The organism is Vitreoscilla massiliensis (assembly GCF_001457815.1).
GTDB classification, from domain to species: domain Bacteria; phylum Pseudomonadota; class Gammaproteobacteria; order Burkholderiales; family Neisseriaceae; genus Vitreoscilla; species Vitreoscilla massiliensis.
The window spans coordinates 74,347-99,489 of the sequence record NZ_LN898217.1 but is presented as its reverse complement, the minus strand read 5'-3'; the positions used below and the strand labels follow the sequence as shown (position 1 = coordinate 99,489).

Annotated in this window: 27 protein-coding genes; 10 read left to right on the top strand and 17 right to left on the bottom strand. The window is 49.6% G+C overall.

All coding sequences use genetic code 11. From position 1 onward, the window contains the following. Positions 1–32: 32 nt before the first annotated feature. From BN3003_RS02715 to BN3003_RS02705, 3 genes are all read right to left on the bottom strand, one after another. Complete coding sequence (locus tag BN3003_RS02715) at positions 33–734, bottom strand: hypothetical protein (protein ID WP_058305202.1); 702 nt, start codon at positions 732–734, stop codon at positions 33–35. 63 nt (positions 735–797) lie between these two features. After that, positions 798–1,550, bottom strand: coding sequence for a 5'-methylthioadenosine/S-adenosylhomocysteine nucleosidase (locus BN3003_RS02710; protein ID WP_058305201.1), 753 nt, complete (start codon positions 1,548–1,550; stop codon positions 798–800). 66 nt (positions 1,551–1,616) lie between these two features. Continuing rightward, positions 1,617–2,801, bottom strand: coding sequence for a pyridoxal phosphate-dependent aminotransferase (locus BN3003_RS02705; RefSeq protein WP_234332998.1), 1,185 nt, complete (start codon positions 2,799–2,801; stop codon positions 1,617–1,619). 154 nt (positions 2,802–2,955) lie between these two features. Here BN3003_RS02705 and BN3003_RS02700 point away from each other — a divergent pair, with 154 nt between their 5' ends. Both BN3003_RS02700 and BN3003_RS02690 read left to right on the top strand, forming a co-directional pair. After that, entirely contained in the window at positions 2,956–3,243 is a 288-nt protein-coding gene (locus BN3003_RS02700) for a GNAT family N-acetyltransferase (protein WP_058305199.1), read from the top strand. Positions 3,244–3,480: 237 nt separating this feature from the next. After that, positions 3,481–4,263, top strand: coding sequence for a tetratricopeptide repeat protein (locus BN3003_RS02690; protein WP_058305197.1), 783 nt, complete (start codon positions 3,481–3,483; stop codon positions 4,261–4,263). A 37-nt stretch (positions 4,264–4,300) separates the two neighbouring features. On the opposite strand, the gene BN3003_RS02685 is transcribed toward BN3003_RS02690, so the two are convergent. Together BN3003_RS02685 and BN3003_RS02680 are read right to left on the bottom strand one after the other, a co-directional pair. Next, on the bottom strand, positions 4,301–4,618 hold the full coding sequence (locus tag BN3003_RS02685) for a hypothetical protein (protein ID WP_058305196.1): 318 nt from the start codon (positions 4,616–4,618) through the stop codon (positions 4,301–4,303). Between the two features lie 455 nt (positions 4,619–5,073). Then, a complete protein-coding gene (locus tag BN3003_RS02680; protein ID WP_058305195.1) occupies positions 5,074–6,222 on the bottom strand; it encodes a winged helix-turn-helix domain-containing protein in 1,149 nt (382 codons plus the stop codon). Between the two features lie 193 nt (positions 6,223–6,415). Between BN3003_RS02680 and BN3003_RS02675 the strand changes: the two genes are divergently transcribed. Beyond that, the gene (locus tag BN3003_RS02675) at positions 6,416–6,604 is read left to right on the top strand and encodes a YqaE/Pmp3 family membrane protein (protein WP_058305194.1); all 189 of its coding nucleotides are present in this window, start codon (positions 6,416–6,418) and stop codon (positions 6,602–6,604) included. A gap of 74 nt (positions 6,605–6,678) precedes the next feature. Here the strand turns inward: BN3003_RS02675 and BN3003_RS02670 are convergent, their stop codons facing one another. Continuing rightward, positions 6,679–7,671 (bottom strand): AI-2E family transporter, encoded by a 993-nt coding sequence (locus BN3003_RS02670; RefSeq protein WP_234332997.1) that lies wholly within the window; start codon positions 7,669–7,671, stop codon positions 6,679–6,681. A 197-nt stretch (positions 7,672–7,868) separates the two neighbouring features. Here BN3003_RS02670 and BN3003_RS02665 point away from each other — a divergent pair, with 197 nt between their 5' ends. The 4 genes from BN3003_RS02665 (at position 7,869) to BN3003_RS02650 (ending at position 10,515) form a co-directional block, all read left to right on the top strand. After that, on the top strand, positions 7,869–8,369 hold the full coding sequence (locus BN3003_RS02665) for a hypothetical protein (protein WP_058305192.1): 501 nt from the start codon (positions 7,869–7,871) through the stop codon (positions 8,367–8,369). Between the two features lie 122 nt (positions 8,370–8,491). Continuing rightward, positions 8,492–9,004: a hypothetical protein gene (locus BN3003_RS02660; RefSeq protein ID WP_147645310.1), complete on the top strand. Its 513-nt coding sequence runs from the start codon at positions 8,492–8,494 to the stop codon at positions 9,002–9,004. Between the two features lie 124 nt (positions 9,005–9,128). Then, complete coding sequence (locus BN3003_RS02655) at positions 9,129–9,617, top strand: hypothetical protein (RefSeq protein WP_058305190.1); 489 nt, start codon at positions 9,129–9,131, stop codon at positions 9,615–9,617. Positions 9,618–9,894: 277 nt separating this feature from the next. Then, positions 9,895–10,515 carry an HAD family hydrolase gene (locus tag BN3003_RS02650; RefSeq protein ID WP_058305189.1) on the top strand — a complete coding sequence of 207 codons (621 nt, stop codon included), beginning with the start codon at positions 9,895–9,897 and terminating at the stop codon, positions 10,513–10,515. An 82-nt stretch (positions 10,516–10,597) separates the two neighbouring features. Here BN3003_RS02650 and BN3003_RS02645 read toward each other — a convergent pair whose 3' ends face one another. From BN3003_RS02645 to metH, 4 genes are all read right to left on the bottom strand, one after another. Then, positions 10,598–11,536: a DUF4435 domain-containing protein gene (locus BN3003_RS02645; RefSeq protein ID WP_058305188.1), complete on the bottom strand. Its 939-nt coding sequence runs from the start codon at positions 11,534–11,536 to the stop codon at positions 10,598–10,600. Further along, positions 11,529–12,488 carry an AAA family ATPase gene (locus BN3003_RS02640; protein WP_058305187.1) on the bottom strand — a complete coding sequence of 320 codons (960 nt, stop codon included), beginning with the start codon at positions 12,486–12,488 and terminating at the stop codon, positions 11,529–11,531. Before BN3003_RS02640 ends, BN3003_RS02645 begins: the two co-directional genes overlap by 8 nt. Next, positions 12,436–12,864: an AAA family ATPase gene (locus BN3003_RS02635; protein ID WP_058305186.1), complete on the bottom strand. Its 429-nt coding sequence runs from the start codon at positions 12,862–12,864 to the stop codon at positions 12,436–12,438. Before BN3003_RS02635 ends, BN3003_RS02640 begins: the two co-directional genes overlap by 53 nt. Before the next feature lie 132 nt (positions 12,865–12,996). Beyond that, a complete protein-coding gene (metH, locus tag BN3003_RS02630) occupies positions 12,997–16,704 on the bottom strand; it encodes a methionine synthase (RefSeq protein WP_058305185.1) in 3,708 nt (1,235 codons plus the stop codon). A gap of 535 nt (positions 16,705–17,239) precedes the next feature. On the opposite strand from metH, the gene BN3003_RS02625 reads away from it, so the two are divergent. Continuing rightward, positions 17,240–17,620 carry a hypothetical protein gene (locus BN3003_RS02625; RefSeq protein ID WP_058305184.1) on the top strand — a complete coding sequence of 127 codons (381 nt, stop codon included), beginning with the start codon at positions 17,240–17,242 and terminating at the stop codon, positions 17,618–17,620. Positions 17,621–17,679: 59 nt separating this feature from the next. Here the strand turns inward: BN3003_RS02625 and BN3003_RS02620 are convergent, their stop codons facing one another. The 7 genes from BN3003_RS02620 to BN3003_RS02590 form a co-directional block, all read right to left on the bottom strand. Next, a complete protein-coding gene (locus BN3003_RS02620; protein WP_058305183.1) occupies positions 17,680–18,120 on the bottom strand; it encodes a hypothetical protein in 441 nt (146 codons plus the stop codon). A 97-nt stretch (positions 18,121–18,217) separates the two neighbouring features. Continuing rightward, on the bottom strand, positions 18,218–19,033 hold the full coding sequence (locus BN3003_RS02615) for an aldo/keto reductase (RefSeq protein ID WP_058305182.1): 816 nt from the start codon (positions 19,031–19,033) through the stop codon (positions 18,218–18,220). Between the two features lie 21 nt (positions 19,034–19,054). Further along, the gene (locus BN3003_RS02610; protein ID WP_058305181.1) at positions 19,055–19,777 is read right to left on the bottom strand and encodes a LytR/AlgR family response regulator transcription factor; all 723 of its coding nucleotides are present in this window, start codon (positions 19,775–19,777) and stop codon (positions 19,055–19,057) included. A gap of 140 nt (positions 19,778–19,917) precedes the next feature. Next, positions 19,918–20,334, bottom strand: a complete 417-nt coding sequence (gene dksA, locus BN3003_RS02605; protein WP_058305180.1) for an RNA polymerase-binding protein DksA — start codon at positions 20,332–20,334, stop codon at positions 19,918–19,920. 215 nt (positions 20,335–20,549) lie between these two features. After that, positions 20,550–21,113 (bottom strand): YggT family protein, encoded by a 564-nt coding sequence (locus BN3003_RS02600; protein ID WP_058305179.1) that lies wholly within the window; start codon positions 21,111–21,113, stop codon positions 20,550–20,552. Continuing rightward, positions 21,106–21,915: a pyrroline-5-carboxylate reductase gene (gene proC / locus BN3003_RS02595; protein WP_058305178.1), complete on the bottom strand. Its 810-nt coding sequence runs from the start codon at positions 21,913–21,915 to the stop codon at positions 21,106–21,108. The genes BN3003_RS02600 and proC overlap by 8 nt, the downstream gene beginning before the upstream one ends. Positions 21,916–21,960: 45 nt before the next feature. Beyond that, complete coding sequence (locus BN3003_RS02590) at positions 21,961–22,647, bottom strand: YggS family pyridoxal phosphate-dependent enzyme (protein ID WP_058305177.1); 687 nt, start codon at positions 22,645–22,647, stop codon at positions 21,961–21,963. Positions 22,648–22,789: 142 nt separating this feature from the next. On the opposite strand from BN3003_RS02590, the gene BN3003_RS02585 reads away from it, so the two are divergent. Both BN3003_RS02585 and BN3003_RS02580 read left to right on the top strand, forming a co-directional pair. Then, a complete protein-coding gene (locus BN3003_RS02585) occupies positions 22,790–23,830 on the top strand; it encodes a type IV pilus twitching motility protein PilT (protein ID WP_058305176.1) in 1,041 nt (346 codons plus the stop codon). A gap of 13 nt (positions 23,831–23,843) precedes the next feature. Continuing rightward, entirely contained in the window at positions 23,844–25,097 is a 1,254-nt protein-coding gene (locus BN3003_RS02580) for a PilT/PilU family type 4a pilus ATPase (RefSeq protein ID WP_082625505.1), read from the top strand. Positions 25,098–25,143 lie beyond the last annotated feature (46 nt).

The window sequence follows — 25,143 nt, the reverse complement described above, 5'->3', positions numbered from 1 at the left end:
CAGGGTTTACAGGCCGCTTGTATGAACTACCATCACAAGGCGTGCTGCTCTAGCCAACGCCCCAATCGAACCTCCACATCGGTTTGGCCCAAATCCACGCGTGGATTGCTGATACGACTGGGTTTGCTGCTGCGCACGACTTTACTGCCACCGCTGGCGGTGTTCTGGGTTTTCACGCCGGTATACAGCGCCTTGCCGGTGGCAAAATTGTAACTCGAGCGCTCAGTGTCCTCGTTGTTGCGCGCGCTGCTGTCGACATCCAAGCCGATCAACGGCCACGCACCTTGTTGATGGCGAAAGGTATAGCGCATGTGGTTGACGCTGTATGAGCCACAACTGAGCCAATAGTGCAAATCAACCAGCAACACCTGTTTGCGTATGCTGATGCCGCCATCATCCAATGGATCGGCCAAACACGGCGTGTCGGCACTGTTTGCACTCGGTAACAACGTGGTATTGCGCACCGCTTCCTTGTAGCCTTGCGGCGTGTTCCACAACACCAACAGCGTACGCGGATTCAGGTTCAAACGCGGCGAACCCAAGCCCTCATTGTCTTGCCAATTGGCCGCGTCTTGCTGCTGCAATACCAATACCTTGTCGGCGCGACCATCGCCATTCAAATCACCGTCAACCTGTTGCTCCAGCGTCCAGCCTTGCGGCACAAAATCTGTTATCGCAGGTGCGGCCCAAGTAAGCACCGGCAATATGCCCAATAACACACAGCAAGCTTTCATACCACGCTCCTTCGCTTTCAAATGCAACGGTTTGGGGTTTACAGGCCGCTTTTTAAAACACGATCACGCCTGCAAATAACGCTTGGCCACTTGCAACACAAAGTCTTGGCAGGCCTTGCCGGTATCAGGATTGTAAGCGCCGCCATTGGTGATGTTGTTCGACACCACCCGTATCGCCAGCATGGGCACGCCGTATTGCTGCGCGATTTGCGCCACCGATGCCGCCTCCATTTCCTCGACACTGCTGCCATAATGCTGGCGCAAAAACGCGATGCGGTCGAGCTCGTTGTTCCAACAATCGGCCGAGGCGATGGTGCCTTCCACCACTTTGCCATGCGTATAATTCGCTCGCAGCGCCCGCGCCGCCGCCAACAGTTCGGCATCGGCAGGGTAATAGCGCTGGCGTATCGGTTCGGGGTCGGACTCGTCGTCGGGCAACATGTCAAACGCCTCTACCCATGTCAAACTGTTGCTGCCGCCACCTGCTGCCACCGACGGCGTTTTCACCATGCCGCAGTTGACGGTTTGCACCCCCAACACAATGTCGAACACATTCAACTCAGGGTCGTGCCCGCCCGACGTGCCTTGGTTGATGATGGCACGCGGTTGGTAGCGCTCGATGGCTATGGCGGTAGCGGCGGCGGCATTGCTCAAGCCCATGCGCGTTTTCGAGACGATGAGGTCAACGCCTTCATACTCACCACGCCAAAACACCCAACCACCACGAATTTCTTGGCGCACGTTCGCCAGCAAACCCACCAAATACTCACATTCCAATGGCAACGCCGCTTGGATGACCACACAATTTTCAGACATACAAACCCTTAAAAAAAGCGGCCTGTAACACGTTGTTTAGAGGTTTACAGGCCGCATGTCATGATGTTAAGCCGCGATAAAACGCTGGATGCGCGCCACTGCTTCTTGTAAGCGCGGCAAATCGTCGGTATAGGCAAAGCGCACATGCTCATCGCAGCGGTAGACGCCAAAGTCTTCACCAGGCGTCACCGCCACGCCTTCTTGCTCAAGCAAATCCAAACACCACTGGCGGCTGTCGGATGTGAACGCCGACACATCGGCATAGACATAAAACGCTCCCGCCGGCACATGCGGCACGGTAAAGCCCAAGCCGCGCAAAGCGCCAACCAAATAATCACGGCGCGCGGCAAAAGCAGCGCGGCGCTCCTCGTGTATCGCCACCGCTTCGTCGGAAAACGCCGCCAAAGCCGCGTATTGCGACACCGTGGTCACCGAGATGTACAGGTTTTGCGCCAGTTTTTCGATTTGTGGCACCAAGGCTTCAGGCGCCACCAACCAGCCGATGCGCCAACCGGTCATGCCGAAGTATTTGGAAAAACTGTTGAGCACAAACGCATCATCGGCCACTTCCAACACGCTGACCGCGTCTTCACCATAAGTCAAACCATGGTAAATCTCGTCCACCAACAACACGCCATCCCGTTCGCGGCAAGCATCGGCCAGCGCCCGCAATTCGTCGCGGCTGAGCATTTCGCCAGTTGGATTGGCGGGCGACGCCACCAACGCACCGCGCGTTTGCGGCTGCCAATGCGCACGCAGCAAATCGGCATTGAGTTGGTAACGCGTCTCAGGCGTGGTTTCAATCAGGCGGGCACGGCCTTCAATCAGGCGCAAAAAATGGCGGTTGCACGGATAGCTGGGGTCGGACAGCAACAATTCTTCATCGGGATTGATGAGCAAGGCCGACAACAACAGCAAAGCACCCGAACCACCCGGAGTGACAACAATGCGATTGGCAGAGATGTCCAAGCCATATTGCCGCTGATACCAAGCAGCGATGGCTTGGCGCAACTCGGGTATTCCCAAGGCTTGGGTATAGGCAGTTTTGCCATCTTGTAAGGCTTGCTCGGCCGCAGCGACGATGGGGGCGGCGGTGGTGAAATCGGGTTCGCCAATTTCCATGTGGATGATGTCACGACCAGCAGCCTGTAAGGCTTTGGCGCGGTCCAATAAGGCCATTACCCGAAAGGGTTCGATGTCGTGCATGCGGCGGGCTACCGCGATGTCGCGCTTCATAAGGGTTCCAGACATGGGTTCACACTATCAGTCAACAGATGGCATGAGTATAGCATCGACGCTGGTCCAGCTGTGCCGACGCAAGACTTGCCTACAAGATGCAGAGCAGTGCTAAGATGGTGCTGTCGTGGCAACATGCCTCCCCACCTTTTTACAGATGGAGTTTCTCATGCAAATTTCCCAAACCGACGACGGCAAACACGGCTTGTTTCGCTTACAAGATGGCGACAACAGCGCCGGTGAAATGAAATACACTTGGGCCGGCCCCAATATGTTCATCATCGACTCTACCCATGTCGACGATGCTTACCGCGGCCAAAACGTCGGCCGCACCTTGCTCGACGCCTTAATTGCGTTTGCGCGCGAGAAAAACCTCAAAATCATCCCGCTGTGCCCGTTTGCCAAAGCCCAATTTGACAAAGACGCCAGCATCCGCGACGTTTTGCGCGAGGCTTAAACGCTTACAGGCCGCCTCAATACCTTGCTGATGGCAAATAAAAGCGGCCTGTAAACCCCAAACCCGCCCACATGGTGCAAAGCTTGCACCTTCAAGCAGCACCGTTGTTGCCATGGCACACGGAGGTTTACAAATGCACCAGTGCTGCCAACAATGGCACTCATCATAATGCGATTGATTGCCAACCCTCTGTGCACAGCCGCCGCGCCATGCACGTTTATTCGCAAGGAGTTCACCATGTTTTGCTACCGTGTCGGTTTGCTGTTATTGAGCAGTGCCTGTTTGTTGCCCGTGGCGCAGGCGCAAGATGTGCCTGCGGGCGTGGCCGAAGAATGTGCACAATTGCCCCAAATCACCCAACAAGGCGACAAGTTCTACCGCGCCGGTGACTACCGCCAAGCAGAAAACGCTTACAACAAACAAGCGGGCTTGCTGTCGTTTTGCCTGTCCAATATCGACGATGGCAGCAGCGACCAAAGCAAGGCTAAACGCCTCAACATCGCTTTGAACAATGTCGGCCTCAGTCATGCCAAACAAGGCGATTACCGCTGGGCCCGCGCTTGGTATGAAATCATGCCCAAGGTGGCACCGAGTCCGTTCAATCTAAAACAATTGCCCGCGATTAAACCCAGCCGCGACAAGCGTGGCCAATACGTCAGCTATGTGGGACAAGGGCAATGGAGTTACCTGACTGTGCGCGATGGCAGCAACGGCTACGACATCGATTTTGAAGGTTTGCGCATGGGCTTGATGGGCTGGCTCAACGGCCCGAATATGGGCAATTTCAGCACCACGATGGCCAAAAACAGCCAAGTCGCCAGCTATCACTACCAAGATACGGGCAGCACAGACCGCTGCGACATCCGCCTGCAATTTTTGCCTTCAAAAGCAGATGGCGAACGCATCAAGGTCACGCAAGACGGCAATGGCAGCTGCGGTTTTGGCTTTGGCGTGTATGCCGGCGGCACGTATTTGAAAATCAGCGACCAAGTGCCCAAAGAGCGGCCTGAAACCTATTGAAGCAGCTTGGTTGCCGACAGATACAAAAAAACCGCACTTAAGCGGTTTTTTTAGCGGCCATGGCAGCGCTGAAGCTGCGGTTGATTTGCTGATTGAGCTCATCGCTGTCGAGTACTCGCACAGTGCGCTCACCTGGAAACGGCTTGAAACGCCATTGTTGGTGACGCTTGCCTTTGAATAAAACGCCGCCGGTGGCCAAATGGATAAAACTGCCTTCGGATTCAAACATCACCGCATTTTTGCCATTGAGCACGCTCACGATTTCTTCCAATTGCAATAAGGCCCGCTCCATCCACACATTGGATTTGGCTGGGTTTTTAGGCAGGTTTTTGTCGTTAAATGCAATAATGGCCATGGCAAAACTAAACAATGAGGTTAATGATGGGGATTCAAGTAGCATAAACCATACCGATTATGGCCCATGCGTTGAAAATTTAGGTAATGACTCAGTTTGTAGGCACAATCGCATTTTCTGAGTCACATTTTCAAAAACACAGTGTACAGGACGATTGCCATTTTATTTTGACACATAACAACAAATTACCATCTTTAGCATGATTATGGTCAACATTAAATTAATGTTAATGTGAAATTCTAATTATCTTCACATTGGCGCATTTGAATTTTTATGCCATATGCCCATACAAGCGGCCTGTAAGTCGGTTTAAAATTCCCAAGTGTGATATGCGCTCAGTGATTTGAAACTGCCCATTCAACGCAAAATCAGTGCGACCACATCACAATCCACTCACACCTCCCTATTCATAAACTAAGCAACAATCATCCAAACGGTTTCCATTGCCCCAGCATTTAACCCCTATCCAATACCGTCGCATCAATGTCATGGCATTGGTTAAACGCCGCAAAGCGCGGCAACTCGCTGCGCAATGCCGCAAGTAAGTGCTCGCGCTCGGGCACAGACTCTTGCCAATGCACACTCAACACTTGCAAAGTCTTGCTGCGGCGGTGCGCCTTACAATCCATGCGCCCGACCATCGTCTCGCCATACAACAGCGGCAAACAAAAATAGCCAAACACGCGCTTGGCCGCCGGCACATAACACTCGATGCGGTAATCAAAACCAAACAAAGCGCTTAAGCGCTCGCGGTGGATGAGCACATTGTCAAACGGCGACAGGATTTTCAGGCCGCTTGCTACTGGCGCCTCTTGCGACAACAGCGCCACATCCACATACACCTCATCGCCGCTTGCCAGCTGCTGCGCCACAATCTTGCCCGCTTCCAACTGCTGCCTCACCACCTCACGCATGGCCACGCGCAGCGCATTGCCGGTCTTCAAATGCAGCAATTGCTTCCACGTGAACACGCCGTGTGCGCGCAGCGTGGTGGCGAACACATAGTCAGCATACTCCGCCAGCGTCGGCGTGCTCACGTCCAAGCCCGTCGGCAAACACGTCTCGCGCAGCGCATACACTTTCTCCATGCCATTGCGCTCACACACCATCAAATCACCTTGCATAAACAATTGCTCCACCGAGCGCCGCGCCGGCCCGGTATTCCACCAGCCGCCGCTTTGGTCTTGCGGATTTTTGGCAATGTGGCGCAAACGGATGCTGCCCTCGTCTTGCACCCGCGCCACGATTTCGCGCATCAAGTGCGCATCGCCGCGGTTGAAATAGCGGCTATTGCCTGCGCGCACTTCCTCCATTTGCAACAGCGCATAACGGTAGTCGCGCATGGGCAAATACGCGGCGGCGTGATACCAGTATTCAAACGCGTGTTGCTCGTGCACCAATTGATTGAGATGCCCCAACTCGTACTCGGGCACACGGCTCCACAACACATGATGGTGGGCACGCTCGACCACGGAAATGGTGTCGATTTGCACATAGCCCAAATGCTGCAGCGCTTGCAAGCTGCCCACAGAACCAGCGGCAAAACGCGTCTCCGCTGCCAAGCCTTGTTGGGCGGTGGCCATACGGCGCAAAAATGTGTTCATAGCACTCACAAGATAAGATTAAGGATGTAAGATTAAGAGAAGTATGCAGAAATGGTAGCGGCAGCCGCCATCAGCCATTGTATGTTAACCAGTATCTCTGGCAGAGATGCGGCCTGTAAAGCACTGTTTGGTATCGTCTTGGCTTTCCGTTATGATGGCAAGCAGCGAGAACACCAACACTGAAGGACTGACGATGAGATTGCTGATTGCCTTGTTTTTACCGTGGTTGACGTTTTTCACCATAGGTCGCCCGTTTGCCGGTTTGGTTTGTCTGATTTTGCAGATTACTTTACTGGGCTGGTTGCCCGCCACCATTTGGGCGGTCTACGCCTTATCGCAATACAAAACCGACCAAAAGATTAAAAAAGCCTTGGGTGCTTAAGTTGTTATCGTGCCCAACACGATAAAAGCGGCCTGTAAATCGTTTACAGGCCGCTTTTTTTTATCAAATACGCGCTATATCCAACCGTGATTGTGCAAGCTGCGTTTGGCTTGTGCATAGATGATGGGCGCGCTGACCAAGCCGGCCATGCCAAACGTCGCTTCCAATACAATCATCACAATCAGCAATTCCCACATCGCCGCCTTGATTTTGTGGCCGATGATGTGGGCGTTTAAAAAATACTCCAGCTTGTGTATGCCCACCAACCACATGAGCGACATGATGGTCACCGCCAAGCTGTCGCTGAGACTTAAAATCACAATAAAAGTATTGGAAATCAAATTGCCGACCACGGGCAGCAAGCCGGCAAAAAACGTCACCATCACCAAGGTGCCGGCCATAGGCAAAGGCTTGCCAATCAAAGGCAAGATGCCCAATAAATACACCGCCGTGAGCACGGTATTGATGGCAGAAATGCGGATTTGCGCGTAAAAAATATCGGTAAAGCCGTGCAACAATTCGGTGAATTCCGCATGCACGATGCGACTTAACGGCTTTTCATACTGGGCGCGCTCTCCGCTGGTTTGTATCACCGCCACTGCGCCGATAACAAAGCCAGCAATCAAATAGCCCAAGCCGCGCAACGTGTGCAAACCCGCGGTTTGCACTTGTCCGGCATGGCCTTTCATCGCATTGGACAGGCTCACTTTCAGGCTTTCCAATGAATGCGGCACATGTTCGGCGATGCTGGCGGGCAAATGGGTGTGAACTTGGTCGAGTATCACCGCTGCTTGCGTGAGCAAACTGGTGATGGTGAGGCTGCCGGTTTTGTCCACCAGCCAATCGCCAAACACATAGCCGGCCCCTGCCAACAGCAACAGCAATAACAACACGCCACACAAAGGCAGGTGTCGACCTTGCGGCCATACTGTGCGCAATTTTTCGGCAATGAGATTGCTGGCACTGTAGGTAATCAAGGCCGCAAACAACACGATGCTCAAATGCAATAACAGCACCGGCAGCCACAATATCAACACCCCCGAAATCGCCAGCAAAAACGATTTCATCTTCAATTCTTTGTACACCTTGCCACCCATCTCTGTCAGCCGTCACCAAAAGCGGTATGGCAATATTCTATGCTTATTTTGCGGCGCGTGAGATGAAAGTTTGCCCAGCCGCAAATCAGCGCCCAACCGCGTTTTTCACCCACAGGCAAAACAAATTTGGCATACAATAAACCCCACATCGCATGGAGGGTAAGCACATGAAAACGCATCACTTCTTGTTCGCTGTCGTAGGCTTGAGCGCCGTCTGTCTCCAAGCCGAACCCGTGGCATCCAACTGGCAGGCCGAAGCCGCCAAATACCCCGTTGCCGTCTACACCGGCAAACACGCCGCCCCCAAATTCACCCCCAAAACGCGTGAATTTCGCAGCACTTTGCGCATGTTGCAAAAACAAGCCATCAATTACGGCGGCGAATATGTGCTGGATTTTGCTGGCTGTGGCACAGGTTGCGCCATAGGCTTGCTCTACAACGCCCGCACTGGCGCCACCCAATTCTTGCCCACGGGCACGGTGTCCAGTTGCTATGGTCAGCCCGCATTGATGGAACAAGCTGAACGCTACTATCAGCCGAACAGCCGCTTGCTGCAAATAGTCGCCACCATGAACGATGCCGACAGCACAGGCGACGTGTGTTACACCAAAAACTTCATCGCCGACCGAGGCACGGTGCGCTTGCTGAACAAAACCGCCATGCATTGAACACTGGCATTGGCCTTGCTGCGCATGGCAGCAAACATAAAGTTACAGGCCGCTTGTATGCAGGTGCAGCAAGGTCTGCACCTACCCAGCGTCCATTTCTCCAGCCACATACAGAGTCACACATGCACAAAATCGCTATCGCCATCGCCTTGGTTTTAAGCTGCTTGGGCATCACCCCCGCCCAAGCCGAGCCACGTTTTCCCAGCTGGCTCAACGAGGCCGACCACTATCCTGCACGGGCTTATGGCGGCGCTCACGTCGCGCCCAAATTCACCACGGCAACACAGCGCTACCGCAAGCTGTTCCGTACCATGTACCGCACACCCAACAGCATCAATTACGCCGGTGAATACGTATTGGAATTTGCCCGTTGTGGCAGCGGCTGTGCCATCGGTTTGCTCTACAATGCCCGCACCGGCGCCACCCAACTCTTGCCCACAGGCGCGGTGTCCCCTTGCACTGACCAGCCCAATCTGATGATGCAAGCAGAAACGCGCAAAGCCGCCAGCAGCAGCTGGCTGCAAATCGTCGCCACTACCGATGCTGGCGACACCAGCGGCGCGTGCTACACCAAGACGTTTATCGCTGAAAAAGGCAAGGTACGCTTACTGGAACAGCAACGCTTGTCGGAATAAGTCACTCCGTCCATCAACACAACGGATTGTCTTTACAGGCCGCATCAATAGCGCAAAACCGCATGGCCAGCCATTCAACTATGCAGACAAGCGGCCTGTAAACCCATATCAAAGAAAGGCCAGTATGAAACTTTGCCCAACCCTCTTGCTGCTGACCACTGCCATATTGTGTCTGCCCTTGGCACAAGCGGCGCCAGTGCCGCAATTCGCGCACTACCCTGCCAAAGTCTACAAGGGCAAAAATGCCGCGCTCAAACTCAATGCCGACACACGCAGCTTTCGCACCCGCTTTCGCGCATTGGCCCAAGAAAAACCCAATTTCGCCGGTCATTACGCCATTGGTTATGCTGGCTGCGGCACCGGCTGCATCATTGCCATGATGGTCGATGTCAAAAGCGGCGCCAGCCAATTCGTCAGCGCACTTAACGATTGCCCACCGAAAGAGGGCAGCGACGAATGGCGTGACAAAGACATCAGCTTCCAAACCAACAGCCGCTTAATGGTGCTTACCGGCGTGACCGAAGAAGGCGGCGATGCGCCATCGGTGTGTCGGCGCGAGTACTGGTTGGAGCAAAACGGCAAATTCAAGCGCATCCACAGCGATATTTTATAAACGCTGTACACAATAAAGCGGCCTGTAAAGCTTACAGGCCGCTTGTATTTAACCATTCAGTAGCGTCAGCGTCTGAGTCAACGCGGGTATTGCAACATGCGTAAAGACCTAAGCTGGCACCCGTTAGCGACAAATTGGTTCACACAGCGCCAACGCTGCACACGCAGCCCAACACCCATATTGATGCTCGTTATCTGCCCAGCCACAACGCCAAGAGTTTACAGGCCGCCCGATTCATCCTACAGTAGACCTGTTATTCACTTCCGTCACGATTGCCATGAATGCACAAGGTTTAAACAGTTTACGCCATTGGATTTTTGACATGGATGGCACCCTCACCATCGCCAGTCACGATTTCCCATACATGCGCCGCCAATTGGGCATGGCCGACGGCGATTTGGACATCCTCGCCTTCGTCGCCCGCCAAAGCGAGCACGACGCCGCGCAAATGCGCCAGTGGTTGTGGGATTACGAAGTCGACTTGGCCAAAAACGCCATACCAGCCGAGGGCGCTAGCGATTTGGTACAACACTTACACGAGCAAGAGCGCAAACTCGCCATCCTCACCCGCAACGACAAAAAGCTGGCGCTGATTACCCTAGATGCCATCGGTTTGCTCGACTATTTCGATGAGCCCGTCATCCTCGGCCGCGACGAAGCCGCCCCCAAACCCGACCCCGCCGGCATAGACCATATTTTGAACCACTGGCAAGCCGACAGCCACGACGCGATTATGGTTGGCGACTACGAATACGACCTCAGCGCCGGCCGCGGCGCCGGCACCCACACACTGCTCGTTCACCCCCAAGCCAACCACTGGCCAGAACTTAGCGATTATTATTTTGAGCATTGCGGTGGGGTGTTAAGGAGTTTGGTGCAGGGTGTGGTGGTGAAGTAGTTTGGTGATGTTTTAAATGGTGTAGGAACCATAATAAAGCGGCCTGTAAATGTTTACAGGCCTAGTCTAATGATGAATAGCTTTAAGGCAAATTATGAATATACTGTCCTTCGGTAACTACCTTATTTAATGCATATTGTAATTCATTTAATTTAGGATGATTTGAAGCAGCCAATAATCTATATTTCAGCGATTCAAGAGGCACACTCCTGATAGCTGGTACATCTTTATATATTAAGTAATTTCTAATAAATGGTATTATATAATTTTTACCTGATATGAAATCCATTTTTTCATCTGGGCTTAAATCATTTAATTTTATCGAAATTTCAGTTTTCCATCTAACCAATTTCTCAATTTCAATAAATTGTAAAATTTCTGTTTCTAATTGTATTATTTCCTGCTGAATAACACTGATGTTAGGAGATTTATATTGGCTTTGATGATTTATCCAAGTTTCATTTTTAAATCTAGAAATTGTTTTTATTTGTTCATTAACCCTATCACATCTAACTAATATTTTATTTAGTCTGTGCGCAATCGCATAGAGAATAAAAATTTCTTCAAATGCTAAAGTTATAGAACCTACAAACTCATCCCAACACAATATTTCTAACGCCTCTTCAAATATAACTTTTCCAGAACTTTCCTCTATTAATGCTGCAAGTGACTGTTCACTACAAATATAATTTTCTACGCAATAAACACTACTTCTAAATAACCCATTTACTGTAACTTTTGAACCATGGAATAAGTCCAAATCCCCATCAATAATATAGAGTCTATTAGTTATATCCTGAGTATTTTCTGCTGATTTAATCACACATTTTTTTGAACCTAACGTAAAAATAGAATGTATCTTAATATTTGGCACCAGCTTTCTCATTAACTTTGTATAAAAAGCCTTTGTTTCTCCAGCTGTATCTTCCACAAAAATTGAAATATCTTGCAAATCTGCATACAAATATGGCAGATTATTTGAAGCCCGATTAGAAAGTGTTGGAATAGAACTATTAATCATTATAGCCCCTCACAAATTTCAATTTTTTACTATAATCATTAATAATTGATGGAGAGTGTGTTGCCAAAATCAACTGCAATTTTTTATTATTTTCCATGCAATATTGATATAAAGACGAAGTAAACTTATCTTGCCACGATAAATGAAGTGATAACTCTGGTTCATCTATAATAAAAACTTGCTGCTTCTCAATTTCTTCATTAAAAATTACATTTCCAAACAATATAATTAATTGTCGTTCACCTGAAGAAATATTCTCAATATCAATTTGTTGATTTCCATGCTTTATTTTAATAATTCCATTACCATCTATCTTAATTTTTTTATTATTTTCAATCAAAAAACTATTAATAATTCTTTCAAATTCTAAAATCTTTTTATTGCTTTTCTCACCAAAATCCTCCAGTTTTTCTAATACTTTCAATACCTTATAAACTCTAAAGTGCATATCCATATTTTCAGCTAATTCCTCATGCTTTTCCATATTCATTGCATACATAAACAGAGGAGAGGAAATTTTAACCGCTTCTGAGAACTCTTTAACTCTTAACTCCAATAATTCAACTACTTTTATAGGTAATCGTAATAATCCTTGATTAATAGACTCTTGGATTTGTAACCATATTTTTTCTGACTTAACCGCCGTTTCTACTAAATCATCTAATAAATCATTAGTTATTTTTTCTGACTTCTTCTCTAAAAAAATTTCTAAAATTTGATTACGAACCCCTGTCGAATATTTCAAATATCTATTTTTCATATGATTATGATAACTTCTTAACAAGCCTTGAATGTAAAATAACCCATCATCATCAATTGTTTCACTATCAATATATCTATCAAATAAGAAGTTATCCACATAGTCATTAAAACTATGTTCTAAAAAAACAAATTTCCTATCAAGCCCCCAAAAACATTGGCCGACCAAGATCAGAAAGTAAATATTCTCCATGATTATTCAATAAATCTTCAATGGCAAATACTTCTCCGTCACGAATTGAAACTATAATTTCAACTGCAGGATTACTAACAAATACCTCAAACGAACTTAGTATTGGTTTACCTTTATTCTTGTATGTATGCTCAGAACCCTTCAATGTTACTATTACATTTTTCCCATTATTGTCTATATATTTAAGCTCAATTTCTTTAAAGTTAAGCGAAGCTAAATACACAAAATTATTTGCAAAAATAGCTAATATCATTTTTAGAATAGTAGTTTTACCAGAACCATTTGTTCCAATGAGTAAGTTTAAATCTTGATTAAAATCTAAATAGTAATCTAAATAGCCAAAAATCTTCATTGCTGTAATTGAAATCAGTCTCATTTTTAGATTCCTTAAAAAAAGCTTTAATTTATTTAATAAGCATATTTACTAGCATATATATATAAAGGGCAGTCATAAAATATGATGCCCTTTATTAAACTATTACCAGTGATATGGTTGCAGCTTAATCCATCAATACCCCAACACCGGTGCCAAGTCGCGTTCGGCTTGTTCCATGCTGACGCCGCGGCGCTTGGCGTAGTCTTCTACTTGGTCTATGGCCAATTTGCCGGTGCCGAAATAGCGCGATTCTGGATGGGCGATGTAGAAGCCGCTGACAGCGGCGGTTGGCCACATCGCGTATGACTCGGTCAGGGTCAGACCGATTTCGTCTGGGTTCAATAGCTTCCACAAATCGGCTTTGGTGGTGTGGTCTGGGCAGGCGGGGTAGCCTGGCGCGGGACGTATGCCTTGGTATTTCTCGTCGATTAAATCTTCATTGCTGAGGTTTTCATCGGCGGCGTAGCCCCAATACTGTTTGCGCACCAATTCGTGCATGCGTTCGGCCAAGGCTTCGGCGAAACGGTCGGCCAAGGCTTTGAGCAAGATGGCAGAATAGTCGTCACCAGCGTCTTCAAAGCGTTGCACATGCTCGTCTATGCCTATGCCTGCGGTCACGGCAAATGCGCCGATGTAATCGGTTTTGCCGCTGCTTTCTGGCGCGATGTAATCGGTGAGGCATGAATTGTAGGCGCCACGGGTTTTTGGCAATTGTTGGCGCAGGCTGTGCCAACGCATCGCTTCGGCGTCGCCTTCTGGGGTTTTGAACACGATGTCATCGTTTTCCAAGCCATTGGCAGGGTAGAAGCCGATGACGGCGCGAGCAGTCAGCCATTTTTCGTCTATGATTTGTTTCAGCATCACTTGCGCATTGTTAAACAAATCGGTGGCGGCTTCACCGACCACTTCATCGCTTAAAATTGCCGGATAGCGACCAGCCAATTCCCAACTTTGGAAGAACACGGTCCAGTCGAAACGCTCTACCAATTCGCCCAAGTCGATGTTGTCGATGATTTTGCGACCCAAGAAGCTTGGTTTGACCGGTTGGTAAGCGTCCCAATCTATCGGGGTTTTGTTGGCGCGCGCTTGCTCTATGCTCACCAATTTGGCCTGTTTTTTGTTGTGCTTCTCGCGCACGTCCACATACTCATCGCGCACGCTTTGCTTGAACGCTTCCACTGCTGCTTGGTCGTCTTGCAACAATTGCGATACCACGCCGACCAAACGTGAAGCATCGAGTGAGTGCATGGCGATGTTGTTGTGGTAATGCGGCTCGATTTTCACTGCCGTGTGCGCCTTAGATGTGGTCGCACCGCCCACCAACAATGGAATTTGGAAATTTTGGCGCTGCATTTCTTTGGCGATGTGGCTCATTTCTTCCAAGCTCGGCGTAATCAAACCTGAGCAGGCGACGATGTCGGCATTGTGCTCTTTGGCCGCATCCAAAATGGTTTGACTCGGCACCATCACGCCCAAGTCAATCACGTTGTAATTGTTACAACGCAACACCACCGCGCAAATGTTTTTACCAATGTCGTGCACATCACCTTTAACTGTGGCAAACACAATGGTGCCGTTGGCTGGCTGGTCTTCCAAGCCGAGCAAGCGTTTTTCTTCTTCAATAAACGGCTGCAAATACGCCACTGCTTGCTTCATCACCCGTGCCGACTTCACCACTTGCGGCAAGAACATTTTGCCAGCGCCAAACAAATCGCCGACCACGTTCATGCCATTCATCAAGGTGTTTTCAATCACTTCAATCGGACGATTGGCGGCCAACCGCGCCTCTTCGGTATCGGCTTCGATGTAGGTAGCAATGCCTTTGACCAAGGCATAAGTGATGCGCTCTTGCACGGTTTTTTCGCGCCACGCCAAATCTTCTTGCTTGTTGCCACCGACGGCTTCGCCTTTGTAACGCTCGGCCAATTCAATCAAATGCTCGGTGGCATCGCCGCCGTCTTTGGGCGTGCGCATCAATACCACGTCTTCAATGCGTTCGCGCAATTCAGGCTCGACTTCTTCGTACACTTCCAAAGCACCAGCGTTGACGATGCCCATGGTCAAACCGTTTTTAATCGCATGGTATAAGAACACCGCATGGATGGCTTCGCGCACTTTGTTATTGCCACGGAATGAGAACGACACATTAGACACGCCGCCTGAGGTTTTGGCGTGCGGCAGGTTTTGGTGTATCCAACCGACGGCTTCGATAAAGTCCAAACCATAGCGCGCGTGTTCTTCAATGCCGGTGGCGACGGCGAAAATATTCGCATCAAAAATGATGTCGTTCGGGTCGAAACCGACTTGGTTGACCAAGATGTCGTAACTGCGTTTGCAGATGTCGATTTTCTTTTGGTAAGTATCGGCTTGGCCGGTTTCGTCAAATGCCATCACCACAGTGGCCGCACCATAGCGCTTGATTTCTTTGGCATGGGCAATGAATTCGGCTTCGCCTTCTTTCAGGGAAATCGAGTTCACTATCGCCTTGCCTTGGATGCATTTCAAGCCTTTTTCGATGACATTCCAGCGTGAGCTGTCGACCATAATCGGTACACGCGCAATATCAGGCTCGGCCGCAACCAAGTTCAAGAAGCGCACCATTGCCGCTTCGGCGTCGAGCATGCCCTCGTCCATATTGATGTCGATGATTTGGGCGCCATTTTCCACTTGGGTTTTGGCCACTTCCAAAGCTTCGTCATACAGGCCGTTTAAAATCAAACGCGCAAACGCTTTTGAACCAGTAACGTTGGTGCGCTCGCCGACGTTGACAAACAAGCTGTCGGCATCGGTATTGAACGGCTCTAAGCCTGACAAACGCATCGCAGGCTTGAGCTCAGGCAAAGCGCGTGGGGTGATACCCTCTACCGCAGCGCACATGGCGCGGATGTGGTCAGGCGTGGTGCCACAGCAACCGCCAACAATATTGACCAAGCCTGATTCGGCCCACTCTTTGATATTTACCGCCATGTCGTCTGGAGTCAAATCGTAGCCACCGAACGCATTCGGTAAACCCGCATTGGCATGCACAGACACGAACGTCTCAGAAATGCGGCTCATTTCTTCCACATACGGGCGCAACAAATCAGGGCCTAAGGCACAGTTCAAGCCAAAAGAAATCGGCTGCGCATGGCGCAAGCTGTTGTAAAACGCTTCGGTGGTTTGGCCTGTCAGCGTACGGCCAGATTGGTCAGTAATGGTGCCGGAGATCATCACCGGCAAACGCATGTTGTGGTCATCGAAGTATTTCTCGATGGCGTATACCGCTGCTTTGGCATTCAAGGTATCGAAGATGGTTTCCACCATCAACAAGTCAACGCCTCCCTCTACCAAGCCATCTATCGCTTCCAAATAGGCTTCCACCAATTCGTCGAATTTCACATTGCGAAAGCCGGGGTCGTTCACATCGGGAGAGATGGACGCGGTGCGGTTGGTGGGGCCTAACACGCCGGCAACAAAACGCGGTTTATTCGGCGTAAGCTGGGTGAATTCATCGGCCAAACCGCGCGCGATTTGGGCGGCGGCAAAGTTGATGTCATAAACCAAACCTTCCATGCCGTAATCGGCTTGGGCGATGCTGGTCGCATTAAAAGTATTGGTTTCGACGATGTCTGCGCCGGCTTCGTAATATTCGCGCTCTATGCCCGCGATAACGTCTGGCTGCGTCAACACCAAAATGTCATTATTGCCGCGTATGTCTTGGGGCCAGTCTTTGAAACGCTCACCGCGAAAATCCGCCTCAGACAGGTTGTGGCGCTGGATCATCGTGCCCATGCCGCCGTCTAACAGCAAGATGCGTTGTTTTAAGAGTGAATACAACAGTTCGGTGCGATTACTGGTCATGACTGGGTTCCAAAAACATTAAAAAACAGGTGTTTCAACACCTGTAAACGGGCAGATTATAGCAAATCTAAACACATAAGCGGCCTGTAAATGCTTACAGGCCGACTTATTTACGCTCACTGCGGCAGATGATGGCGAGGCGTGAAATGTGTGCTTACAGCTTGTAAGCTTGGCTACATAGGGTTTGCGTGGGCACGATAAGGGCTTGAGCAGCGCGACACTGGCGACAAAACAGCGAGAGCATTCCCAACCGTACCGCCTTGTGTGTACCGCATCACCATCTGCTTGCCGCATATTTCCATCCATGATAACAAGCCGTTTTTATGCTGCAGCCACACCATCATATGCATCGTCATCAAACTTGGTATTGCACGGTATTCATTGGCGTGATGACCTATTTACAGGCCGCTTAAGGTATTGCAATACCATGTTGTAAATGGGGTGTTCTCCATAAAACACAATGGGTGTGTACATGGCCTTGGTTAACAGCCGACGGGCGAACCGTTACAATAGCGCCATACTCAGGAAAACCACCATGAACGCTTCTTACACCACCGTCTGCTTGTCTTTGCTCAGCGCACTGATTGTGTCTGCTTGTGCCCCTTCTGCACCTGAAGCCAGCAGCAAACCCACCCAACCCCAAGACACCACCGCCCAACAAAACGGCTTTGGTGCCGAATTTGAGCAGCAATATGTGGCGCAGTGCTTAAAAGAACAAACCAGCGTCAATGTCGATACCAAAGTATATTGCCTGTGTATGGGCAGTTTTGTGGTGCGCGATACCAAGGCCAGTGAATTTATGCCAGTGTGGCAAGCGCATTTATCAGGCACTGCCAGCGCAGACCAACAAGCGCAATTGGCGCAGTGGGCAGACACGGCCAAGAAACAACGCGGCTGTCGTATAGAGAAGTTTTAAATGCAAACAAAGTGGCTCTTGATAAGAAGCCACTTTGTTTACGGGATGCACTTACTGAGTCAACGCAGTTTTTTTAAAATGGGATAGTCGCGACCTTTGGCTTTGTCCCCACTCCAAAAGTGCAAATCATAACAATCGTTGGTGTGCGCATTCACAGTAGCAATCTCTGTTGGTTTCACCTTTGCCGGCCACTTTTCCCATGGCACCGTAGCACTGGGCAGATAGGTGTCATTCCAAATACCAAAATCTCCGGTTAAACCAAACAACCAAATCTCTTTACCCTTAGCCGTTTGTCGGTATTCCAAACGGCAAGTCGCGTCTTTAGAAAACCCCATATCCGCTATACGTCGACCGTAATCCTCCATTTGGGTAATCTCTCCGACACTATTATTTGTGGATTCAAATGTCACTCCATTACCACCTTTAATTGGCCCATACAGAACCACATCTGCATGCGACATTGTGGCCATCACCGTCAATACCCATAAGAAATGCTTCATATCCTCTCCTGTATAGAATGAAATTGGCTGTATTGCAAAGCTTTGGTTTCACATGAAACACAACAGGCCGCTAAGCGGCCTGTAAATCATCGTGCAGTTAGGCATCCCATTGCGGCGCAAAATCAGGATTAATCAAACGCTGGTCTTTTGGTATGGCTTGCAATTGCGCCAAATCATCGCCATCCAAGGCGATGGCAGCGGCCTGTAAATTGCTTTGCAAGTGCGCGACACTGCTTGCTTTCGGTATTGCCGCCACGCCGTCTTGGCGCAACAACCACGCCAAGGCGATTTGGCCGACATTGGCACCATGTTTGGTCGCTATGGCTTGCAAAACCGGATTGTCATTGAAATCGCCGCGTGCCAATGGGCTGTAGGCAGTAAGCAACATATTGTGCGACTGGGTGAATTCGAGCAAGGCTTGTTGCTGCAAGGCAAAGTGGTATTCCACTTGGTTGACCTTCAATTCCTCACCGATGATGCCCCAAGCTTGCTGCAATAAGGCGACAGGGAAATTGGCCACGCCGATGTGTTTCGCCCAACCTTGTTGTTTGATTTCCGCCAAAGTTTCCAAGCTGGCGGCCATGTTCCACGCTGGGTCGGGATTGGGCCAATGTATCAACAGCAAATCCACCATATCCAATTGCAGTTTTTCCAAACTGGCGGCAGCAGAACGGCGCATTGCCTCTGGTGCCAATTGGTCGTACCAAATTTTGGTGGTGACAAACAATTCTTTGCGGGCAACACCGCTTTGTTGCAAACCGATGCCGACGGCGGCTTCGTTTTCATAACGGGTGGCGGTATCAATGTGGCGGTAGCCCAATTGTATGGCTTGTGCCACGGTGTCACTGGCTTGTTGACCTTCTAAGCGCCAAGTGCCTAAGCCCAAACGGGGCATGTCAATGTATTGACTCATATTGTCCTCATGTACACGCGTTTAACGTGCGCGCATTTGCTTGCGCAAATTTGCCAATTGTCTTCTGCTTACAGGCAAAACCTCTTCCAAATCCAAGATTTTTGCCCCCCAGTTGGCGGTGTCGTCCACGTGTTTGCCAGGCAAACGCACCAATGAATCCAAACCATGTCGCATCACCAAGGCATTGCGGTGGATGCGGATCACGCGCTCACCGAGCAGCTCTTCCCAGTAAATCAGCGTTTTCGGTAAGTCGTACGTTTTACCATCAGCGGTGACCAAAATCACGCTTTTTTCTTCTGCCACCAAATAACGGCTTTTTTGCCACGGAATCTCCACCATGCGTTCGCGGCTCATCACTTTGAATGCGGTGAATTCATCGGTGTTTTTATGTGGCTCTATGCGCTCTAATGCGGCCTGTAAACGCGTCATTTTGATCGGTTTTAACAAATAATCCACCGCCGCCAAATCAAATGCTTTCAGTGCATGTTCTTCATACGCGGTGGTAAAAATGACTTTCGGTGGCACGCCCGATGAGCGATTCAAGCGCTCTACCAATTGCAAGCCATCGATTTCGGGCAAGCCGATGTCCACAAATGCCACATCCACTTGGTGTTGGCTCAGCCATTCCAACGCGGTTTGTGGGTGCTCAAAATGGTGGAGCAAAGTCACCTGACAATCTTGCAGCAAGATGCGCAAGCGCTCTGCCGCCAACACCTCATCTTCTATGATTACAGCGCTTAACATGGTTATTCCCTCTTTTTGAATGTATTGTTGTGATGGCAATTCAAGATATGAAACTAACACAAATTATGCCAATTGCCTCAATTTGCGCGAATAAAAAAAGCCGCTCCCCATTTGGCAGCGGCTTGGTGATGCTGTTGATATCAATCAGCAAATTGTTTTTTCACTTGTTCACGGCGCTCTTGCGCTTCTACCGACAAGTTCGCAGTTGGACGCGCCAACAAGCGTTTCAAGCCTATGGGTTCGTCGGTATCTTTGCAGAAACCGTAAGAACCGTCTTCGATTTGGCGCAAAGAAGCCTGCACTTTGGTCAACAATTTGCGTTCACGATCGCGGGTGCGCAATTCCAACGCATATTCTTCTTCCAAAGTCGCGCGGTCGGCAGGATCAGGCGTCACCACTTGCTCTTGTAAGTGATTGGTGGTCGACGTAGCATTGTTGATCAACTCTTCTTGCAATTTGGTCAATAATTCTTTGAAGAACGCCAAGTGATCTTCATTCATGTAATCTTCTTCCGGTCCTGACCAGTTGATGATGTCTTGTTCGGTAAGTTTAGCCATGATTAGCCCCTCTACTTATCAATCGCCGCGCTAGACGGCAAGTCAGTTAAATCGGTCTGATTTTTATAAAAAATAGCGCGGCATAGTAACATACTTTGACGGCAACCGATTTAATCTAAGTCCATGTTTTAAAGTTAAGGCTCATCGCATTAGCCTTAAGACCTGATGAATGCTCATTAGGTTTGGTGAATCTTACTTTAAACCACATAAACCGCTTATTGTAAAGACCAAGTGTTTAAGTTTTGTTGCAAATACGGCAATACCGACACCAACCACCACCACAATATCAAGGCCAATACCGCGGCAGAAAAATCAAACTGGCGGTAACGCATCCATGCAAATGGTTTGGTAAGCGGCCTGTAAATGCGCTGCAACACGGTTAACAAATGCGTGGGTCGTTGCTGCCAACTCAAAACCGATTGAATCAGCAAACCCAACAATAAGGCATAGCTGAAAGCTTTGAGTGTGTCCAACACGCTGGCAAACACCGCGCCCGCCAAAAAGCGCACATTGCCCAATTCGCTTAAACCTTGAAATCTCCATATTGCAACCACAATGTATGCCAAATAAATGACCAACACCGCTGCCACGACAGACGCCATGTCAAAGCGTCCGAGCGGTGGCACGATGCGGCGCAAGGGCTTAATCAGCCATTGCGTGGTTTTCATGCAAAACTGCGCCAACGGGTGGTCTATGTGCAAACGCCCCACTTGCAACAACATGCGCGCAAAACACACAATGGCAAACGCCAATGCCAACATGTAAACAGCATCAACCATCGTGGTTGGCCTTGGCCAATTGGCTTTGCATTTCTTCCGAACGCGCCACACACGCGTCTACACCTGCCTGTATGTCTGCAGCAATGTGCGCCGCTTCAAACGCGGTAATCGCGGCGAAAGTGGTGCCGCCTTTGGAAGTGACATTTTTTTGCAATTGCGCAAATGGCAAACCCGATTGTTCGGCCAAGGCCACCGCACCTTTGAACGTGGCCAAGCTCAATTCGCGGGCGGTTGCCGCATCAAAACCTTGCGCTTGCGCCGCTTGTGCCAAAGCATCCATCAAATAAAACACATATGCAGGGCCGCTGCCACTGATGCCAGTAATGGCGTGCAAGCGATTTTCTTCGGCGAGCCAATACACTTGCCCCACAGCACTCATGATTTGTTCGGCAATGTGTTTGTCAGCGGCCTGTAAACTTGCAGGCGCAAACACACCCGCCACACCCATGCCAATTTGCGCAGGGGTATTGGGCATAATGCGGATGATGCGAGGGTTGTTTAACATCGCGCTCAAGGTGGCGATGTCCAAACCCGCAGCAATCGACAAAATCAACGCACCATTGCTCTTCACATGGGCGGTGGCTGCAGCCATGTCTTGCGGTTTCACTGCCAATAAGAGCACATCATCGGCCTGTAAATCAGGAACTACCGTGCCTGTGTGCACGCCATACGCCTGTTCCAAATGTGCGCGTTTATCGGCATTGTTGTCGATAACAGTGATATCAAAGCTGGCTTGCTTCACCAAACCCGACACGATGGCTTGGCACATATTGCCGCCGCCTAAAAAATACAGTTTTTGCATGTTCTTTCTTTCTTGATGCTGTGTGACAGCATGGATTAGTGGTGTTTAGCGTTGGCCAAATATGGCCGAACCGATGCGCACATGGGTCGCACCAGCGGCGATGGCTTGCTCCATATCGGCACTCATGCCCATGGATAAAGTGTCCACATCCAGATTAGCGGCCTGTAAGCCTTTGAATAGCTGTTGCATTAATGCAAATTCTTGCTGCAATTGTTGCGCGTCTTCTGGATGGCTGGGCACGCACATCAAACCGCGCAAACGCAGTTGTGGCAATGCGCTCACTTGCTGCGCCAAATTCAACACATCGGCAGCCATCACACCGTGCTTATCGGCACTACCTGAAGTATTTACTTCAATGCAAACGTTGAGCGGTGGGCATTCTGTTGGTCGCTGCTCACTCAAGCGGCGTGCAATTTTTTCGCGGTCTATGGTGTGCACCCAAGCGGCTTTTTCCGCCACAATGCGACTCTTATTCGATTGGATTTGGCCAATGATGTGCCAGTCTATGTCCAAATCTGATAATTGTTCGGTCTTTTGCGACCATTCTTGGATGTAATTTTCACCAAAATGACGTTGTCCTTGCTGGTAAAGCGTGCGAATATCGTCACTGGGAAAAGTCTTACTGACAGCAATCAGCGTTACAGCAGTTTCATCTTGACGGTATTGGTGTGATAATTGCTTAATGTGGGCGATAACCGTTTGATATCGTTCTATTAAGGTGGTCTGGGACATATTACGGCTCCACGATGTAACGGATGGACTGACAACAACAACACAAACAACATCTAACCTTATCACAATCGTGGCCTGACAGCACGAATGAGAATCAAAGCAAACGTAGCACAGATGGGGTTTGTGTGCATAAGGGATAAACATGCAAATTACTGATTTATTAGCGTTTAGCGTTAAAAACAAAGCGTCGGACTTACACATCAGCACGGGCTTGCCACCGATGATACGGGTACACGGTGACGTGCGCCGCATCAACTTGCCTGCGGCCAATCAAGAGCAGGTATTCGACATGATTACCGATGTGATGAACGACAACCAACGCAAAATCTTCCAACAAAACTTGGAAACCGACTTTTCGTTTGAATTACCCAATATTGCGCGTTTTCGTGTCAATGCCTTCATGTCCAATCGTGGCCCTGCGGCGGTGTTTCGTACCATTCCGAGCACGGTATTGACGCTAGAACAATTGCAAGCGCCAAAAGTGTTTGAAAAAATCTCCGACACACCACGTGGTTTGGTATTGGTTACCGGCCCAACCGGCTCGGGCAAATCCACCACTTTGGCAGCGATGATTAATTACATCAATGAAAACCACCCTGCCCACATCTTAACCATCGAAGACCCCATCGAGTTTGTGCATCAGTCTAAAAAAGCCTTGGTCAACCAACGTGAATTGCACGAGCACACGCACAGTTTTGCCAATGCCTTAAGATCGGCTTTGCGTGAAGACCCGGACGTGATACTGGTGGGTGAGATGCGTGACCCTGAGACCATAGGCTTGGCCTTGACCGCAGCCGAAACCGGTCACTTGGTATTCGGTACTTTGCATACCACCGGTGCCGCCAAAACCGTTGACCGTATTGTCGACGTGTTCCCTGCTGGTGAAAAAGAGATGGTGCGCTCGATGTTGTCTGAGAGCTTGCGCGCGGTAATATCACAAACCTTATTGAAAACCAAAGACGGCAGTGGCCGTGTGGCCGCGCATGAAATCATGCTCAGTACGCCGGCGGTACGTAACTTGATTCGTGAAAACAAGATTGCGCAAATCGGCTCCGTGATGCAAACCGGTCAACAATACGGCATGCAGACTTTGGACCAATGCTTGCAAAACTTGGTGCGCCGTAACCAAATCTCTGTGGATATGGCACGCAGCAAAGCAACCAACCCTGATTTAATCAACTGATTGAGTGACGACCATGCCTAACGATACCAATGAACTCTTATCCATGCTCAATGATGTTGCGGCTCAGTCCAACGCCGATCATGAGATGCCCGCTGCAACAGCCAATGCCAGCACTTCCAATGCTGGTCCCCAACAATTGCAACAAGCATATTTGAACCTGCAAAAAATCATGTTGTACGCGGCTGAAAAAAACGCGTCGGACATTTTTATCGCGCCCGAATTTCCGCCTGCGGTGAAAATCAACGGCAAAATCACACCACTGTCGTCGAAAGCCTATTCGGCCGAAACCACACGCGATACGGTGTTGTCGACGATGACACCGAAGCAAATCAAAGATTTTCAAAACGAGTTGGAATTGAACTACGCGATTAAGGCCAATTCCGAAGTGCGTTTCCGTGTCAACGCTTACCATGAACAAGGCCGCATCGGCATGGTGATGCGTAAAATCAATACCGAAATCGCCACTTTGGACGAATTGGGTTTGCCACCGATTCTGAAAGACTTGTCGTTGGAAAAGCGCGGCTTGATTATTGTGGTGGGTGCAACCGGCTCGGGTAAATCCACCAGCATGGCCGGCATGGTAGACCACCGCAACAAGTTGTTGGCAGGTCACATCATCACCATCGAGGATCCGGTCGAGTATGTGCACCGCCACCACAAGAGTATTGTCACCCAACGCGAAGTGGGCATGGATACTTTAAGCTGGCATGCGGCCTTAAAGAGCGCGATGCGTGAAGCACCGGATGTAGTGATTGTTGGTGAGGTGCGTGACGAAGAATCGATGAGCCGCGCGATGGAATTGGCGCAAACCGGTCACTTGTGTATGTGTACCTTGCACGCCACCAATGCCAACCAAGCGATTGAACGTGTGATTAACTTCTACGATGAAGCCCGTCATGCGCAAATTTTCATGGACTTGGCTTTGAACCTGAAAGCGATTATTTCCCAACGCTTGGTGTTGAAAAAAGACGGTACAGGCCGCACCGTGGCGATGGACATCATGTTGAACAATCCAGCGGTACAAGACTTGGTGTTCAAAGGTGACATCAGCGGCATCAAAGACATCATGAACCGTGCCCAAGAAGAAGGCATGCAAACCTTCGACCAACACTTGCTGCGCTTGTACGCATCTGGCGAAATCGATTACGAAGAAGCCTTGCGCAATGCCGACTCCATCAACGATTTGCGCTTGTCGATCAAGTTGTGGGAAGAGGGCCGCGATAAGAAACACGTATTTGAACGTGTGGACAACCTGAATTTGATTTAGAATCAAACCATCCACCGTCTAATAAGCCACCGCGAGGTGGCTTCAC